The 16,170-nt window shown below is 56.5% G+C and carries 15 protein-coding genes; 2 read left to right on the forward strand and 13 right to left on the reverse strand.

Features of this window, described 5'->3' with window-relative positions:
* Nucleotides 1-152 precede the first annotated feature (152 nt).
* The 4 genes from RAL88_RS03035 to RAL88_RS03050 are packed head-to-tail and all read right to left on the reverse strand — an operon-like array spanning nt 153 to nt 2,945.
* Nucleotides 153-530: a hypothetical protein gene (locus tag RAL88_RS03035; protein ID WP_306267213.1), complete on the reverse strand. Its 378-nt coding sequence runs from the start codon at nt 528-530 to the stop codon at nt 153-155.
* Nucleotides 531-535: 5 nt separating this feature from the next.
* Nucleotides 536-1,453, reverse strand: a complete 918-nt coding sequence (locus RAL88_RS03040) for a U32 family peptidase (protein WP_306267215.1) — start codon at nt 1,451-1,453, stop codon at nt 536-538.
* Nucleotides 1,454-1,461: 8 nt separating this feature from the next.
* On the reverse strand, nt 1,462-2,439 hold the full coding sequence (locus RAL88_RS03045) for a peptidase U32 family protein (RefSeq protein ID WP_306267216.1): 978 nt from the start codon (nt 2,437-2,439) through the stop codon (nt 1,462-1,464).
* Entirely contained in the window at nt 2,430-2,945 is a 516-nt protein-coding gene (locus RAL88_RS03050) for an SCP2 domain-containing protein (RefSeq protein ID WP_306267218.1), read from the reverse strand. The genes RAL88_RS03045 and RAL88_RS03050 overlap by 10 nt, the downstream gene beginning before the upstream one ends.
* A gap of 169 nt (nt 2,946-3,114) precedes the next feature.
* Here RAL88_RS03050 and RAL88_RS03055 point away from each other — a divergent pair, with 169 nt between their 5' ends.
* Nucleotides 3,115-4,632 carry a UbiD family decarboxylase gene (locus RAL88_RS03055; protein ID WP_306269571.1) on the forward strand — a complete coding sequence of 506 codons (1,518 nt, stop codon included), beginning with the start codon at nt 3,115-3,117 and terminating at the stop codon, nt 4,630-4,632.
* Entirely contained in the window at nt 4,629-5,216 is a 588-nt protein-coding gene (locus RAL88_RS03060; RefSeq protein WP_306267220.1) for a UbiX family flavin prenyltransferase, read from the forward strand. Before RAL88_RS03055 ends, RAL88_RS03060 begins: the two co-directional genes overlap by 4 nt.
* A gap of 152 nt (nt 5,217-5,368) precedes the next feature.
* Here RAL88_RS03060 and RAL88_RS03065 read toward each other — a convergent pair whose 3' ends face one another.
* From RAL88_RS03065 to RAL88_RS03105, 9 genes are all read right to left on the reverse strand, one after another.
* A complete protein-coding gene (locus tag RAL88_RS03065; protein ID WP_306267221.1) occupies nt 5,369-7,051 on the reverse strand; it encodes an SWIM zinc finger domain-containing protein in 1,683 nt (560 codons plus the stop codon).
* Nucleotides 7,048-7,458 carry a hypothetical protein gene (locus RAL88_RS03070; protein WP_306267223.1) on the reverse strand — a complete coding sequence of 137 codons (411 nt, stop codon included), beginning with the start codon at nt 7,456-7,458 and terminating at the stop codon, nt 7,048-7,050. The genes RAL88_RS03065 and RAL88_RS03070 overlap by 4 nt, the downstream gene beginning before the upstream one ends.
* Nucleotides 7,459-7,614: 156 nt before the next feature.
* The gene (guaA, locus tag RAL88_RS03075) at nt 7,615-9,171 is read right to left on the reverse strand and encodes a glutamine-hydrolyzing GMP synthase (RefSeq protein ID WP_306267224.1); all 1,557 of its coding nucleotides are present in this window, start codon (nt 9,169-9,171) and stop codon (nt 7,615-7,617) included.
* A gap of 98 nt (nt 9,172-9,269) precedes the next feature.
* Nucleotides 9,270-10,037, reverse strand: a complete 768-nt coding sequence (locus RAL88_RS03080; protein ID WP_306267225.1) for an IclR family transcriptional regulator — start codon at nt 10,035-10,037, stop codon at nt 9,270-9,272.
* 32 nt (nt 10,038-10,069) lie between these two features.
* A complete protein-coding gene (locus RAL88_RS03085; protein ID WP_306267226.1) occupies nt 10,070-11,194 on the reverse strand; it encodes an arylsulfotransferase family protein in 1,125 nt (374 codons plus the stop codon).
* Nucleotides 11,157-12,761 carry a sulfatase gene (locus RAL88_RS03090; protein WP_306267228.1) on the reverse strand — a complete coding sequence of 535 codons (1,605 nt, stop codon included), beginning with the start codon at nt 12,759-12,761 and terminating at the stop codon, nt 11,157-11,159. The genes RAL88_RS03085 and RAL88_RS03090 overlap by 38 nt, the downstream gene beginning before the upstream one ends.
* Before the next feature lie 36 nt (nt 12,762-12,797).
* Nucleotides 12,798-14,300 carry a tripartite tricarboxylate transporter permease gene (locus RAL88_RS03095; RefSeq protein ID WP_306267230.1) on the reverse strand — a complete coding sequence of 501 codons (1,503 nt, stop codon included), beginning with the start codon at nt 14,298-14,300 and terminating at the stop codon, nt 12,798-12,800.
* Between the two features lie 9 nt (nt 14,301-14,309).
* Nucleotides 14,310-14,777 carry a tripartite tricarboxylate transporter TctB family protein gene (locus RAL88_RS03100; RefSeq protein ID WP_306267231.1) on the reverse strand — a complete coding sequence of 156 codons (468 nt, stop codon included), beginning with the start codon at nt 14,775-14,777 and terminating at the stop codon, nt 14,310-14,312.
* 208 nt (nt 14,778-14,985) lie between these two features.
* On the reverse strand, nt 14,986-15,945 hold the full coding sequence (locus RAL88_RS03105) for a tripartite tricarboxylate transporter substrate binding protein (RefSeq protein WP_306267233.1): 960 nt from the start codon (nt 15,943-15,945) through the stop codon (nt 14,986-14,988).
* Nucleotides 15,946-16,170: the final 225 nt, after the last annotated feature.

Consider the following 16,170-nt stretch of genomic DNA (forward strand, 5'->3'; position numbering starts at 1 on the left):
GCCGCGCCGTGAAGTATCCAGGAAAATGCCGGCTCAAACATCCGCTTTATGTCACGGCGCAGCATTGCCACATCACCTCACACGCGGGCTTCCACAGACTGTTTTGGCATCATTCGGTTGTGGATGATGGGGCTTTACGAGATGCAGAGGCATCAGGCCTGGCTGGAACCGAGAGCCAGTCTGCGCATGGCAGTGGCTCCCAGATGTGCTGAACTGGCTACATCATCGAACAGATAAGCCAACTCCATGAAGACGCTGGTATCAACTTCATTGACATTGAGATCCTCAAGTTCTGCCATCAGGCTGAGGATGGACGCGATCCTCAGCCGCTGGTCACGGGCTGTCGTCAAGGCCCGGCGCTGAACCCGGTTGATTTCAAGATCGGCAAACCTGCGCAAGGCATCATGCAGCCTCTCCTGGCAAACGCAATTCACTGCCGCACTGTCAAGAATGTGCTCAATACGCTGTGTCAGGCGATCAATATCCTCGCCTTCAAAATCAGAAAAATCGGTTGGCGTTTGTGATGCCATGATGCTCACTGTCCGACAGGTGCGCGGATAAGGTCAGCCCCGACATTTGCATGTAAAAACCCGTTGGAGAATGGCACATCCGGGTAAACCTGCCGCAACGCCGCTTCTGCCTGGTCAGCTTCCAATGTGCCCGACAGTAGCTGCCGGTAGAGAGTGGCGACTGCCACCATATCGCAATGCTGCGGCGACAGCCGAAACCCGGTCAGGCCATGCGCCAGCAGCTCGGGGATTTCTGCAATCAGCGTCTGGCAGGTGTGCGACATGGTCTGAACGCCATTGAGGGCCAGAAATGGCTGGCCATCGAGCGTGGTAACCGGCAGGCCATCAGGATCCTCGGCACAAACGAACTGGCAATTATCCTTGATATTGCCCTTGACCCGCGCATGGGCACAGCGGGCAGAAATCGCCAGCGGCACCCGCCCGAAGGCGAAAACCTCGAATTCCATATCCGGTACACTGCGCACAATTTCGCATATTGCATCGAACGGCAATTCGGGAGGCAGACAGATCGAACTCACACCCTGGCTGGCGAGAAAACGTACCGTCGCAGCATTATAGACATTGACCAGTGGTCCCACCGTGGTTTCGCGCCCGACCAGTGCCGGCAGCGCCGACAGATCGCTGATCTCGACGGTTGTATCGAGATGTCGCAATTCACGGGTTGCCCGCTCTTCGCGCGATAGTGTCACAAGGGCCAGAGAGGCATGCCGCACCCGCTTGCCTCCCCGCTGCAGCCGGTCTGTGACCGCGTCCATGTGAGGCGCCATGAAATGCGAGCGTTTTGAGCATACCACCTCGCCCAGAACGACATTATCCACCGGGGCTTCGTCGGCGATGCGGAAATAGAAATCGCGCCACGCCTCTGCCTGCCAAAGATAAAGCAGCGGCCCCAATGTCAACTGTGATACTGAATCCTGTTGCATGCCCGCACCTAACGCCAGCGTTTTTCATAGGCACCGGAGGTGGTGCGTTGGCCCTCGCTCAGGGCGCTCAAGCTGCCAATATGGCCAGCCCGGTGTTCCGGTTTGGCACCAAGCGTCGCCTGGATGGTTCTGACCACCTCGGCGATATAGGCCCGGCCGCGCTGGCGTCCCTCGATCTTGAGGGCGCTGACGCCTGCGGCCTCCAGCGCATCAAGATGTACCAGCGCATCAAGACTGACCGGATCTTCAAAAATATAGCCGCTCTGCTCCCCGGCCTGAAACCGCCCCTTGCACAAGGTCGGATAGCCGGCACTCTCACCCTCGGCAAAGCGGTTGATGGTAAAGGCCCCCAGTTCGGAAACCAGCGCCCCGCCCTCGCGCCGGTAGCGGACGTGGCTGGCGGGCGAACACACACCCTGCATATTGGGCGATTTACCGGTCGCATAAGACGACAGTGAGCAGCGCCCTTCGGCCATCACGCAGAGCCCGCCAAAAACGAATACTTCGGTCTCGCACCGCACCTTGCGGGTAATTTCGGCGACTTCGGCAATGGTCAATACGCGTGGAAGCACGGCACGCTTGATGCCAAACGTATCAACCATGAAATTAATGGTATCCGCATTGGAAGCCGAGGCCTGCACCGACAGATGCAACCGTTGCTCGGGATGCTTTTCAGCCGCATAGGCGAGAAGCCCCAGATCGGCCAGAATAAGGGCCGCTGCGCCCAATTCCACCGCATCGTCAACGGCGCGATACCAAAGCTCCTCATTGCCGGCATGCATAAAGGTATTGATAGCCACCAGCGTTTTCACATTTTTTGATCTGGCAAACACAATGGCTTCGGCCAATTCCTGGCGGGAAAAATTCAACCCGGGGAAATTGCGGGCATTGGTCTCATTGCGAAAACCGCAGTACACCGCATCGGCACCGGCCGCGATAGCGTCCCTGAACGCTGTTGGCGTTCCGGCCGGACAAATCAGTTCCATACCCTGTCCTTCTCAGCAAGTAACCATTCACGCATAAACTCGAAGAAACGCTGAACTGGCAATCGAAATGGCCCGGCAATCGCAGCAATGTCGGTCGGCAGGTCGAGAACGCAATCGTCAAGCGCATTGCGCAGCGCCAGAATCGCTTCGGTATCTCCCGAGACTTCCAGTTCGCGCGAAAAGAACACTGCATCGCCGTCAAGCCGACCTTCCAGCAACGCCAGCAACATGATGAACGGTCCTGTGACCATCGCGTCCGGCGTGCTCACCACACCTTTGCGCAGCACCCGGATCGTTGGACCATCAGGCAGGACTTCAAAGACAAACGGCAAATCGACGGGATCAAAACCGTAGCGCTTTTCCGCATAGGGTCCCAAGCGGTCAAAAAGCGTCGGATGCCGCGCCAACACAGCATCAAAGACTTTCTGTGTTACCAGCTGGACGACCCGGATCGGAATCGGCGTCAGACCCACAGTTGCGAATTTCGGCAGCAGCATGCCAGTCATTTCTTCACCGTCATTTCTTCCCAGTCATTATTCGGTGTGCAGCTAAACAATAGCGCCTCCGGTGATGCCACACTTTGATCTAGCGCAATGACAGCCAGGATCGTTGCAGCGCTTAATCCAGCGAGAATCGGCCATCCATCAGCAATCCATCAGTCTCGACGTCACCGGTATGAGCAAATATCCCGATCTGCGATCATTTATTGTGGCGCTTGAGCAACGCCAATGGCTGCAGCGCGTAAGCTGCCCGGTCTCGATTGTCCATGAAATGACCGAAATCCATCGCCGGGTCCTGCTTGCAAACGGACCGGCGCTGTTGTTCGAGAACCCGGTCGATGCCGAAGGACGCCCCTGCAAAATGCCGGTCCTGACCAATGTGTTCGGCACTGCGGAACGCATTGCCCTCGGGCTTGGTGTTGCGGTTGAACAACTGGATGAACTTGGAGAAATGCTGGCGTTTTTGCGGCAACCGACGCCGCCTGCCAACATGCAGCAGGCCTTTGAAACGATCCCCTCTCTGAAGGCTGCCCTGTCCATGGGAACACGCCGGACCCGGCGCGCGCCAGTTCAGGCGCAGATATTCACCGGCGACCAGGTTGATCTCGCAAAACTGCCCATCCAGTGGTGCTGGCCGGGCGAACCTGCACCGCTCATCACCTGGCCGCTGGTGATCACCCGTGCTCCTGACGATCCGGATGATGTCAATGTCGGTGTTTACCGTATGCAGGTTCTGGGACCCAACAGGCTGATTGTGCGCTGGCTCGGCAACCGCGGCGGTGCGCGCCATCATCGCCTCTGGGCGACGCGCAACGAACCGATGCCGGTCGCTGTTGCCATCGGCGCTGATCCGGCCACCATTCTGGCCGCTGTCATGCCCGTGCCCGAGGACATGAATGAACTGGGATTTGCCGGCATTTTGCGCCGCAGCAAAACCAGGGTGACCCCGGCGCTTTCCCTACCGATGGCCGTTCCAGCCGAAGCTGAAATCGTGCTGGAAGGCTTTATCGCCCCTGATGAGCGCGCGCCGGAGGGCCCCTATGGCGACCATACCGGCTATTACAATGCTGTCGAACCCTTCCCGGTGCTGACCCTGAGCGCCCTGACCATGCGCAAAAATCCGCTCTATTTATCCACCTTCACCGGACGACCGCCCGATGAGCCGTCCCGCCTCGGCGAGACCATGACCCGCCTGTTCGCGCCAATCATCAAACGCCAGTTTCCCGAAATAAAGGATTACTGGCTGCCGCCGGAAGCCTGCTCCTACCGTGCCCTCGTGGTCGCCATCGACAAACGCTATCCCGGTCAGGCCAAACGCATCATGATGGGCATGTGGTCGGTTCTGCCGCAATTCCTCTATACCAAACTGATTATTGTCGTCGACGCAGACATCAATGTCCGCGATTGGTCCGATGTGATGTGGTCAATTGCCACCCGTTTTGATGCCTCGCGCGACCTGACGGTCATTGCCGACACCCCCATCGACTATCTTGATTTCGCATCTCCGCGCCCCGGCCTCGGCGGCAAGATGGGTATAGACGCCACGCGCAAGATCGGCGCGGAAACCGACCGTGAATGGGGTGAGGTATTGAAAATGTCGCCGCAGATCGTCGCACGCGTGGATGCCATCTGGGGCGATCTGAACCTGGGTGCACCAGCACCGGCACCGGCCGGGAAGAAGGACACTTTATGAGTGCGCCCCAGCGTGTGGTCCTCGGCGTGTCCGGAGCATCGGGTGCCGCGATTGCCATGCGCATCGCCGAGCGCTTGCGGGCGCTGGAAGGTGTCGAAACGCATCTGGTCATCTCCGGCGCAGCACAGCGGACACTGGCCCATGAAATCGGCCCCGATGCCACAGACCGGCTGCATAAACTGGCCGATCACGTCCATGCCATTGATGATATTGGCGCCAATATTGCCAGTGGCTCTTTCCGCTCTGCGGGCATGATCATCGCCCCGTGCTCAATGCGCAGCCTTGGTGCCATCGCGACCAGCTTGTCGGACAATCTTCTGGTGCGAGCGGCGGATGTGCATCTGAAAGAAAGACGCCGGCTGGTGCTGCTGGCGCGGGAAAGCCCGTTACATCTGGGACATTTGCGGCTGATGTGCGCTGTCACCGAAATGGGCGCCATCATTGCCCCGCCGGTGCCGGCGTTTTATCTCAAGCCCGCAACCATTGCCCAAATCATCGACCAGATCGCAGCCCGCGCCATCGACCTGCTCGCCCTTGATGGTCCCAACCAGGCAGAGGCCTGGCAAGGTGAGAGCGGGCATTAAAACAGCCTTGGCCTACACCTTGCCGGACCAAGCGCCACACTCCTTGGACGCCGAGTTGACACGGATTGCACCGGAGTTGCTCTACCCCGAAGCCGCCAATGCGCTATGGGCCATGTGCGGGAATTGGCGTGAAAGGGCTGGAGCAGGCAGCCTCACTCCAGCAGCTTCATGAAATTGCGCTTGCGCCGGAAGCGGATCTTGACACCCGCGACATAGGCTGCCTGTTCGGGTACGCCGCGTAAAGCGCCCATGCGGGTAATCAATCTGTGGGCCTCCTCGTAATTGTGATTGCCGCCGGCCCGGAGGAGTTCTTCGACCCGGTCGGCATAAACCTTGAGCGCATCACGCGAATGGTTGGTCTCACTCGCCTTGGCAAGAGATTCCTTCAGTCCTGACGAGGCCCTGTTTTCGTTTGCAATTACCCAGGCCGCATCGAACATTTTCTCTTCCATCAGCACCCGAATGAGAAGATCGGCCGCATCGCGCCACGGCGCGGGTTTTTCCTCGGCCAACTGCGCCTCAAGGTGCGCAACGGCACGCTCGCGCGTTTCCTCGCCGCCAACACTCCGAAGTCGTTTATACAACTCCAGGCTCGGATCCTTCTCGAAGGCCCGCCACAGATGCGCCTCTGCCTCTGCTCTTCGGCCAGCTTGGTCCAACAGATCAACGGTGAAGAACACGAGTTGTTTGTCCGGCCGCTCGTCTTCGAAAATCCATAGACCCTCTTCAGCGTGATGCAGCGCCTCTTCCTGCCGATCCTGCGCGAGGCAGAATTCAGCCAGTTGCAGATACTGCCTTGGCGACGACAGATCCTTGGCGCGGATGGCAATACGCACCTCAACATCACCGTCGCGCTCGGCGAAGAAATCGAGGATACTTTTCAGCCGGATGTAGTCGCCGGAGAACTCAGTCGGCGCGCGGTTCCCGCCCGCAAGCGGGGGCAACTCTTTCCAGGCTTCGGCGGCGAGCCGGCTATATTCGGTGAGCCCTGTTTCGCCCAGCACGTCGGCGTAAAGCGCGGCGGCGTTGTAGAACGTATCGTAATCGTCCCCCATTTCGCGGGTGAACAGATCGCGCGCGAGCTTTACCGGATCGGGCCGCACCGCGCGGCACGCGTCAAGGTGAATATCGCGCGCCTGATGTAACAGCGCACCGCAATGGCCGTCGGAATCGTCAATTTCCTCTATGGCCTGCTCAACCCGGGCAATGGCGTGCTCAGCGAGATTGAAGGCCAGGCTCGCGCGGCCAGCGGGTATGAGATCGGCAACGCTTTCGAGTGCCATTTGCACGCCACTCGCCCAGCGAGGCGCCGCGCCGTAATCGACAAAGCCTCTCGTGCGGGTGACTTCGTTGATCGCCTTGCGGTAACGGGGCTCCAGGACAGTCTCGTCCTCCGACGCTGCATCGGCAGCCATATCGAGCTTGCGCAACAAGGCCGGATCCCACTCGGCCAGTTCCACAATCATCTCGACCAACGCATCAACGCCCCTGGCCTTGAGATGATCCCGGATGCGCCCGAGCGCGCCAGCACCGTCCGCCGCGCCGTTATCGCCGGCCGCGTTGGCTGCAAACGCCGTGGCGACCATATGCTTGCAAAATCCCCAGTCCTCGAAGGCCGGGCAGGAGCATTCGCCTTCGATTTTCGCGCCGCACCCCCTAAGCACAGTGCGGTAATCCTCCGTGCCCGCAACCTGCGCCAGTACGCGCCCCGGCTCAATGGCGAGAATATTTACCTGTCCGGCGTCATGATAGGCTTGGCCGCGCGCAAACACTTTCTCGCCAGCCATTTCGCGCAGCGTGCCAATATCGAAGCGCGGCTGGTCCTTCGCTTTCATGAGATCGGCTGAAGCATCGGCTCGGTCTCGATAAGCCGCAAAGCCTCTTCCAGCGTGACGGCGGAATGGAGGCACCACCATTGCCCGGTATGCCTGTGCCACATCATGTCGAATCGGATTTCACTGTGACTCTCTTCCACATGATCGAGCCGGGTGAAGGCCGAATCGAACTCTGCTCCGGGATTGTCGGAATAGCCCGAGCGGTAGCGCGTGATGAAGCTGTATTTGCTCCCTCGCCACTTGCCCAGGATATCAACAGGAAAATTGAATTGGGTCGGGCGGATTTCCGGCAGAAAACGGGGCTTGAGCGTCTCGGCGATGAAGCGTTCACAAGTGGCCGTGACGGCCGCTTTGTCCTCCTTGGTAAGGGCTTTGACCCTCACCCATCTTCGTTCCCGCTTCGCCATCCCGCACCGTTTTTTTTCACTCGGCTACTCAAAGTGGCCTGCATTGCATTCTGCGGGGGCGCCACGCCCCGCTGATTTACAAGATGCCATGAAGAAATGGAACGCAGAGCCTTCCAAGCATGGGATCAAGGGCAACATACTATAATCCGAACACTCTCACTCCCACTCGATTGTGCCCGGAGGTTTTGAGGTGATGTCGTAGACCACGCGGTTGATGCCCTTCACTTCGTTGATGATGCGGGTGGCGGCGCGGCCGAGAAAATTCATGTCATAGGGGTAAAAGTCTGCAGTCATGCCATCCACCGATGTCACGGCGCGCAGGGCGCAGACCGCTTCATAAGTGCGCCCGTCTCCCATCACGCCGACCGTCTGCACCGGCAGCAGCACGGCGAAGGCCTGCCAGATCGTGTCATAGAGACCAGCCTTGCGGATTTCATCCAGATAGATCGCATCGGCCTGGCGTAAAATATTGAGTTTTTCGCGGGTGACGCCGCCCGGGCAGCGAATGGCAAGGCCTGGGCCCGGAAACGGGTGGCGTCCGACAAAACTGTCCGGCAGGCCGAGCTCGCGGCCAAGCGCCCTCACCTCATCCTTGAACAATTCGCGCAGCGGCTCGACAAGCTGCATATTCATGCGCTCCGGCAGACCGCCGACATTATGGTGCGACTTGATGGTCACCGATGGCCCGCCGGTAAATGAGACGCTTTCAATGACATCGGGATACAGCGTACCCTGGGCAAGGAAATCCGCCCCGCCAATCGCCTTCGCCTCTTCTTCAAACACTTCGATGAACAGCCGTCCGATGGTCTTGCGCTTTGTCTCCGGATCGGCTTCCCCGTCCAGCGCGTCGATAAAGCGGTCAGCGGCGTCGACCAGTTTCAAATTGAGATCGTAATGCTCGCGAAACAGCGACACCACTTCTGCGGCCTCGTTTTTGCGCATCAGTCCGTGGTCAACCAGGATGCAATTCAACTGATCGCCGATCGCCTCATGAATCAGCAGCGCTGCCACAGATGAATCGACCCCGCCCGACAAGGCGCAAATCACCTTGCCATCACCAACCTGGTCGCGGATTTCCTGGATTGCCCGGTCACGATAGCCGGCCATGCTCCAATTGTTTTCAAGACCGACGATCCTGTGCACGAAATTCGACAACAGCTTGCCGCCATCGGGCGTATGAACCACTTCGGGATGAAACATCACACCGTAATATTTACGCGCTTCATTGGCGTAGGCCGCGAATGGCGCACCTTCGGAAACCGCCAGAATTTCAAAACCTTCCGGCAGTTCGATCACCCGGTCACCATGGCTCATCCAGACCTGATGGCTGGTGCCGGTTTCCCAGACGCCGTCAAATAACGGCGAGGCTTTCCTGATCTCAACGAAGGCACGGCCGAATTCGCGATGATCGGAGCCTTCCGCCTTGCCGCCGGTCTGCACGCACATCGCCATCTGGCCATAACAGATCCCCAGCACCGGAACGCCGCTCTCAAACACAATGTCCGGCGCGCGCGGTGAATCGATCTGCGATGTGGAGGCCGGGCCGCCGGACAGGATGACGCCTTTCGGCTGCATCCGCTCAAAGGCTTCGCCAGCGGATTGAAACGGTGCGATTTCGCAATACACTCCGGCCTCGCGCACCCGCCGTGCAATCAGCTGTGTGACCTGCGAACCGAAATCGACAATAAGAATGGAGTCTGGATGTGTGTTCATCACATGCGATTACCGGATCGCGCAAAAACGCGCAAGTTGCTGCGCTGCAAATCGGCCGGAGTAAACTCAATAAAACGATGTTCTCCTTAATGGAAAGATCAATCGCGCGCATCAAGATTAGTTTCAATCTTGGCACGACACTCCATCAGGGGGACTTTGAACCTGGAAATGAAATTCTGATCGGGATCCGCCGAAGATGGCCACCAGATATTTATCGCCCCGACAATGACGCTACCCGCTCTGATTGCAACGGCGAAGGAGGTCTCTCCGCTGCGTTCAAGCACCGGACCGGCGAAACTGCTTTCACGTTCGGCATAGCCGCGCGCCGCGGCCTCGGCAATTATGGTGTCAAGTGGCCTCTTCAACCAGCTGGTCTGGTTCTTCCACTCGCCTTCGGCTTTCAACTCATCATAGATATCGTTGCGTTCTTCTGGTGTCATGGCAGCCAGCAATGCCCGGCCAACTGAAGACAGCAGTATGGGGGCATTTCTGCCGATCCGGCTCCATCGCAGATGAAAGGGAGAGGAAGGGCGGCTTGATTCAATCATCACCATCTGCCGTCTCTCATGAACAAACAAATCTGACGGCCATGAGATTTTCTTGACCAGCCAGTCCATCGGTTGTGATGCAGCGCTCAGAAGAAGTGTCGCGTAAGAGCCACTTGGTGAGGCCGCAATCAGTGGCGCTCCAAAATATTTTCTGGTCGTCCGGTTTCGAAATACAAATCCACTGCGCGATAGCTCAGCTACGATTCTGTGGACAACCGCTTTGGACAAGCCGGTGGCTTCCACAACCTCGGTGAATGTCACGCCTTCACTGCGAGCGATAAAATCCAGGACACTGAGACCGCGAGCCAGACTTTGCATTGCCGAAACATCCCTACCGCTTACTTAGCAGCTCAGGACACTTGATCGGGTCCAAGCCGCCCTCTGATTTGTTCTGAATCCGCAGCATATCGATAAGCGCGGAAAACCGAATTGGACTGCCCGCCCATAGATGGCCCTTCCCACGGGGCAACGAATTCCCAGACCATATCGCCATTCGGAGTAACTTCAAATACGCGGCCGGTCAAACCTTCACAAATCAAGGTGTTGCCGCTACAAAGCCTCTGCGCTCCGCTGATGTTGGGACTGAAGAAACTGTATGGCGGCGTGCCCCTGTATGTCCAGACATCCTGCCCTGACCTGGGATCAAACTCGATAACCCGGGAAAAAGGTACACCGCCGGGAACATGCAATCCATTTGCAAACAGCAGAATATTGCCACTGTCCAGGAAAGAGCAGTCGTGTTGTTGCCCCCAACTGTCATCCTGATGATGCCAACTCAGTTGCGAAGTTGCCTTTTCGATAATGGCTATGCAACTGTTTTTGCGAAAGCTCACCATGAAATCACCAGTCGGTAATTCTGTCACCGCATTGGCGTGGAGGAACTCTTTCCTGGTACTCATGGAATGCAGGGGGAAATCCTCAATCTGCATACCCGAATGTGCATGCCACTCCCACACTATCTCGCCAGCGGGTGTCACCTCCCGCAGAAAGTCTCCCCAGATAACGCCATGCTCATCTTCGGTCCCGGGCTCGGCGCCTCGCACCCGCAGTGCTGCTTCGTCAGGCATTGGTTCCCAACCAAGATAAACCGTGTTTCCATTGGAAAGTCGTCTGAAATCGTGGTGCTGGCGGTCATCGGCATATTCCCACAGAACCTCCCCTTCCCAACTGTATTCGCGCAACAGGCCACCCTTGCCGCCACCTGGTGAAGGACCGTCGGGTGTTTCACCCGACCACAACAGATTACCATTTTCCAGAAGATAGGCATAATTGCCGGGAATGAGCGGATGGGACCAAGAGTGAACCACCTCTCCTTTCATATCAACAAGATAGGTTTCCTGAGTATGAAGAGGACTCATCAGCGTATAACCGCCAGTCGCCCTGACCTTGTCGTAGTGCCAAAGGCCGGTTATTCTTGGACGCATGTTTCTACTCTCTTTACGCGACATGAGTGGGCTTGGGCGCGGTATCTCCAAGGCGGATCATTTCGCGGAGCATCAATTCCACCAGCTCAGCGCGCTGCCGTGCATGTTGAGGTGATTTCCACAGGTTTTGCATCTCATACGGGTCATTTTCCCGGTCAAAAAGCTCACCGTGATCCATGCCATCGAACAGGCTCACCCTCCATCTGCCAGTCACGAAGCTGCGCGTGCGCATGCCTTTTTCCCTGCCCAGATGGATGCCCAATTCATCTTCTTCGATAAACATACCCTGGCGGGAAGCCAGATCGCTGGAGGTCGTACCGGATATGATATCCATCCCCTGAGACCCGTTTTGGGGGGCCAGTCCTGCACGCGCCAGAATCGTGGTACCGATATCAATGGAACCGCTTACTTGTTGATTGGTGCTGGCGCTCTGTGAGCCAGGCTCTGACCAGATGAATGGAACGCGCAAAACACCATCATAATGAAGCCCATGCTTCAGCATCAAACCATGATCTCCCATGAAGTCACCGTGGTCGCTGGTGAAGATGACAATTGTATTTTCATCAAGACCACGCGCTCGCAAACCGTCAAGGACGCGCCCCACGGCATCATCGACCATGGTGATCATGCCGTAGGTCAAGGCTATGATCTGCTGCGTTGCGCCAGAATCAGTTACCACAAAGGGTCTGGGACCTGCATTGTCGGCACTATCCGTGTGTGCCTCGGAGCGGAGCGCAGCAAGAAAGGGATGTTCGTCTTTTCCAACCACATCAAAGGTTTCAGGTAGCGGGATTGCGTCGGGATCATAAAGATCAAAATAGCGTCCCGGTGGCGTGAACGGATGATGTGGATCAGGAAAGGAGCACTGTATGAAAAATGGCTGGCTTTGATCACCCTGTGCAAACCCGTCCAGGAAGGAAAGCGTCTCATCGGCGACATAGCTGGTGGGGTAGAGTTCTTCAGGCATCGCAGTGCGCCAGGCCTGAGGCGCTTCCAAACCGGGCGAATTTAACGAGGAAGACGGGCCACGCAAGGCGTCCGGATCAGGATGGCGGTCCAGAAGCCAACGATCATAGTGACCATGAACCTGATCTCCATGTCCGTTTGCGAAGCGGACATGGTCGAAGCCATAATAGGGAAGTTGAATCTCGCGGTCTGGGTCCTTTGCCCACAGTTTCATCATCTCTGCTTCATAAGCCGGCCCCGTTCGTCTGTCGCGAACGGCATCACTAAGAACTTCTGGCGGCTCAACCAGATCATCTGTTTTCGATCCTGCATTGTCGATCAGGGGGCGGCCAGTCATATTCTGAAGATGGCTCTTACCGATCAATGCTGTTTTATAGCCGGCGGATCTGAGCAGATCGACATATGTCACCGCCTCAAGATCCAGCGGAATGCCATTATGGCGGGATCCATTCGTGCTCGGCATACGCCCCGTCATCATAGCAATTCGGTTTGGCATGCAGATGGGACAGGCAACATAGAAATTGTCAAAACGCTGTCCACGGTTCGCGATCCCGTCAATATTGGGCGTCTGGACAATCGGATTACCATAGCAACCCAGATGGTCAGCCCGATGCTGATCGGTCATGAACAGAAGAAAATTAGGTGGTCGCATGGACTTGCTTTCAAATTTTATTGTTTTTGGGTTCGGCTAGGATCGTTTGGATCGCGTGCCCATTTGGTCGCGAAAATGCATTCGCCCGATAATAGACATCAGTCCAATGGCAACCAGCACCGCGATGGCGATCAACGGGACAGGCGTCAGCAGCAATTCAAGCCAGTTGCCACGCGCCGTTCCCGCCGCAGTCCGCAACCGCTCTTCTGCCAACGGGGCCAGAATGAATCCGATCACGAATGGAGCAAGCGGAAACCGGAACCACGACATGAAAAGGCCAAGAACGCCAAATGCAAACATGATGGCCGTGTCCTCAACCCGGTTGTTGGTCGATATCACCCCGACCGTGCAAAGCATCAGAACCAGAGGAACCAACAAATATTTGGGCACAGAAAGAACTGACCGAAGATAGCGCACGGACAGAACCATCACGAAAAGGGTAACGATATTGGCAACCAGATAGGTTGAAATAATGCCGTAAAATACTTCCGGATGCTCGGAAACCAGAAGTGGCCCCGGCTGGATCTGGTGCAGAATAAGTGCCGCCATCAGCAGCACGTCCTGACCCGAACCCGGGATGCCCAGCGCGATCATCGGCACCAGCGCGCCGCCAACCGTCGCATTGTTTCCGCTCTCCGAGGCGACAAGCGCCTCCTCGCTGCCATTGCCGAATTCATCACGGTTCTTGGACATGCCTTTCGCCGCTGAATAGGCTACGATTGCACCAATATTGGCACCGATCCCTGGCATCAGGCCGATAAGTGTCCCAATCAGAGACGACCTGATCAAATTTCCGAAATAGCGAAAGCATCGGCCCAGTTCATGAAGAATTTCGGGCAGACGCGCAGAAGCCTGTTGCATGATCTGGCGATCATCACTTGAGTCAACCAGCATCTGCCGCACCGCAAACGCACCGATCAGAACCGCAAGCAGATCAAACCCGTTCGACAGCGACGGCACCCCGAAGGTGAAACGGTTTGTAGCTGAAATACTGTCGAATCCGACAAGCGCCAGGCTGATCCCCAAGACGCCTGAAATCAATGATTTCAGAATGGCTCCCTGACCGGCAAACGCAATCAGTATCAATCCCAGTACAATGAAGACGAAGTAATCAAAACTTTGAAGTTGCGATGCCAGCCGTGCCAATGGCGCGGACAGGCTGGCAAGAACCAGCCAGGAGACGATGCCCCCAAACAGAGATGCCATGATACCGATCGAAAGAGCACGCGCTGCAAAGCCTTTTCTAGCCAGTGCGTGACCATCAATCGCCGTCATGACTGCAGCTGGAGTACCGGGAACACCAATCAAAACGGCTGATGACAGGCCACCTGTCACTCCGCCCACATAGATCCCGATTAGCAGCACTTGGGCAAGTAGATTGTCCATGGCAAATGTGGCAGGAAGGACCAGCGCCATCAACATGCCGCCTCCCAACCCGGGGATAGCACCAACGACGACACCGGCAAACACACCAATAATGCAATAAAGCATCGGCATTGGCCCGAGCATGTATGCAAGAGAATTAAGAAGGTCGTTCATACCCACTCACTATGGAAGGTTGACGAATAGAATGTTGCGGAACGTGTAGGAGACCACAAACACTGCCAAAACCGTTGTAATGCCCAGAATTATCAGCGCCCTGGCCTTCAGTGGCGCAAGAACAGCTCCGGCAGACAGTACAAAAAGCACGGAAGCCAGCTCGAAATGGGCCCATCCTGAAATAAGAATGTACACATAGGCCCCCAGCAAAAACACAATCAGACTCTGCCGGATCAAATCCAGAGGGAGCGACCAACTCAAAAGTTCCGCGCGCTCAGCAGACGCTGTCTGGCGCACCTGCTTCAACACTGCCACGGCCAACAGAATTGCAGACAAAATCCCCATCAACGCCACAGCAAACTTCGGGAGAAACCCCGGTCCGAGCAAATCATAGCCAGGGTTAGCTATCAGCGTCGCGCGCCAGTACATCACCGCCGAGAAAGCTGTCAACAATAGGCCTGATACGATATCTCGCATTTTCGGTCCCCCTCATCAGTCAGCAATTGCAATCTGCCGGAGCACAATCGGCACAGATCGCTCAAGATGACCTGACACCAAGAATTCGCGCCATCCCCAACGCGCAGTTCCAGGAATTCATCATTTGTCAGAATACCAACAGACAGACGCAAGCCTTAAAGGAGAACAGGCCGACCGGAAATACCCGGCCGACCCCTTATCTGTTCTGCTACTTGACCAGCCCAAAGCGCTCGAATGCAGACCGGCGCTCATCGTTCATTTCTTTCGCGAACTTTGCAAGCTCCTCACCCGTCAGAACTGCTGGTGGCATGCTGGTGCGCTCCATCAAATCATCTCGATTAGCCGAATCTGCAAAAGCCTCGGAAAAGACGCCGCTCCAGTAATCCTTGATATCCTGCGGAAGATCCTTACGTCCCCACAGATATCCATAGGCGCAGCTTGTCCTCGGGGTTTCAAAACCCTGTTCGCCCATCGTGCTGAGATCAGGCAGGGCCGGATGGCGTTCACTTCCGTACCAAGCCAAAGCAGTCACATCGCCCGCACGGACCTGCGATCCGATTTCTGTAGGTGAATTATCAATCAGATCAATCTCCCCTGATATCAGAGCCTGGCGACTGGCAGCCCCTCCCCCGCCCACAGAGACAAGATTAAGATCAATTCCCAGCTCTTCTTCCAATCGCAACATGTTGATGTGTGACAGCGATCCGATATTGATTGCAGCATTCACCTCATTCGGATGTTCTGTTGCATAGGCCTGCAACCCCTTCAGGTCCGAATATGGTGCATCAGCCGCTCCAAACAAACCAAGGCAGAACTCCGCAACACGGGCAATCGGCTCAATTTGATCCAGAAGGTCAAAGCCGAGCAAGCCCATGGCGCTGGTTTGAAATGGTGCGTCATGAATGAACAGGAACGTGTATCCATCTGCCGGTTGCTCAGCCACAAAGCGTGTTCCCGCAACCGTTCCGGCCCCAGGCATCGCCGTCACCGTGATCGATTGCGGAATATCACCCTGAATGATGTTCAAGGTTGCAAGGGCGAGATTGTGAATTCCGCCTCCAGCATTGTTCGGGAAGACCCACTGGATTGGTTTTTCTGGATATTCCGCATTTGCACCTGTTGCGAATAACAGCAATGCCCCTGCAACCGCGGCCATTTTCTTATGCATGCTACTTCCTCCCAAATTGGATTTCGAGTTTCATACCGACTCATGGTGAGTAAGGCTGATCCCCTCCTGAAACTCTATCGAAATACATATCAGTTCCGCTCAGTGGAACATACACGTCCGACATGGAGACTGGCCCCGGCCCATCACCTGTCGAACTTTGCAGCAGCTGTGGTATTGGTCGGCTTTTATAAACGGGCGGAAGGTCTGAAAATGTTCGCGCGACGC

Source organism: Pararhizobium sp. IMCC3301 (genome assembly GCF_030758315.1).
GTDB lineage: Bacteria > Pseudomonadota > Alphaproteobacteria > Rhizobiales.

Coding starts and splice junctions, on each gene's coding strand:
- RAL88_RS03035 (WP_306267213.1), bottom strand. CDS start 530: ATGGCATCACAAACGCCAACCGATTTTTCTGATTTTGAAGGCGAGGAT.
- RAL88_RS03040 (WP_306267215.1), bottom strand. CDS start 1,453: ATGCAACAGGATTCAGTATCACAGTTGACATTGGGGCCGCTGCTTTAT.
- RAL88_RS03045 (WP_306267216.1), bottom strand. CDS start 2,439: ATGGAACTGATTTGTCCGGCCGGAACGCCAACAGCGTTCAGGGACGCT.
- RAL88_RS03050 (WP_306267218.1), bottom strand. CDS start 2,945: ATGACTGGCATGCTGCTGCCGAAATTCGCAACTGTGGGTCTGACGCCG.
- RAL88_RS03055 (WP_306269571.1), top strand. CDS start 3,115: ATGAGCAAATATCCCGATCTGCGATCATTTATTGTGGCGCTTGAGCAA.
- RAL88_RS03060 (WP_306267220.1), top strand. CDS start 4,629: ATGAGTGCGCCCCAGCGTGTGGTCCTCGGCGTGTCCGGAGCATCGGGT.
- RAL88_RS03065 (WP_306267221.1), bottom strand. CDS start 7,051: ATGAAAGCGAAGGACCAGCCGCGCTTCGATATTGGCACGCTGCGCGAA.
- RAL88_RS03070 (WP_306267223.1), bottom strand. CDS start 7,458: ATGGCGAAGCGGGAACGAAGATGGGTGAGGGTCAAAGCCCTTACCAAG.
- guaA (WP_306267224.1), bottom strand. CDS start 9,171: ATGAACACACATCCAGACTCCATTCTTATTGTCGATTTCGGTTCGCAG.
- RAL88_RS03080 (WP_306267225.1), bottom strand. CDS start 10,037: ATGCAAAGTCTGGCTCGCGGTCTCAGTGTCCTGGATTTTATCGCTCGC.
- RAL88_RS03090 (WP_306267228.1), bottom strand. CDS start 12,761: ATGCGACCACCTAATTTTCTTCTGTTCATGACCGATCAGCATCGGGCT.
- RAL88_RS03095 (WP_306267230.1), bottom strand. CDS start 14,300: ATGAACGACCTTCTTAATTCTCTTGCATACATGCTCGGGCCAATGCCG.
- RAL88_RS03100 (WP_306267231.1), bottom strand. CDS start 14,777: ATGCGAGATATCGTATCAGGCCTATTGTTGACAGCTTTCTCGGCGGTG.
- RAL88_RS03105 (WP_306267233.1), bottom strand. CDS start 15,945: ATGCATAAGAAAATGGCCGCGGTTGCAGGGGCATTGCTGTTATTCGCA.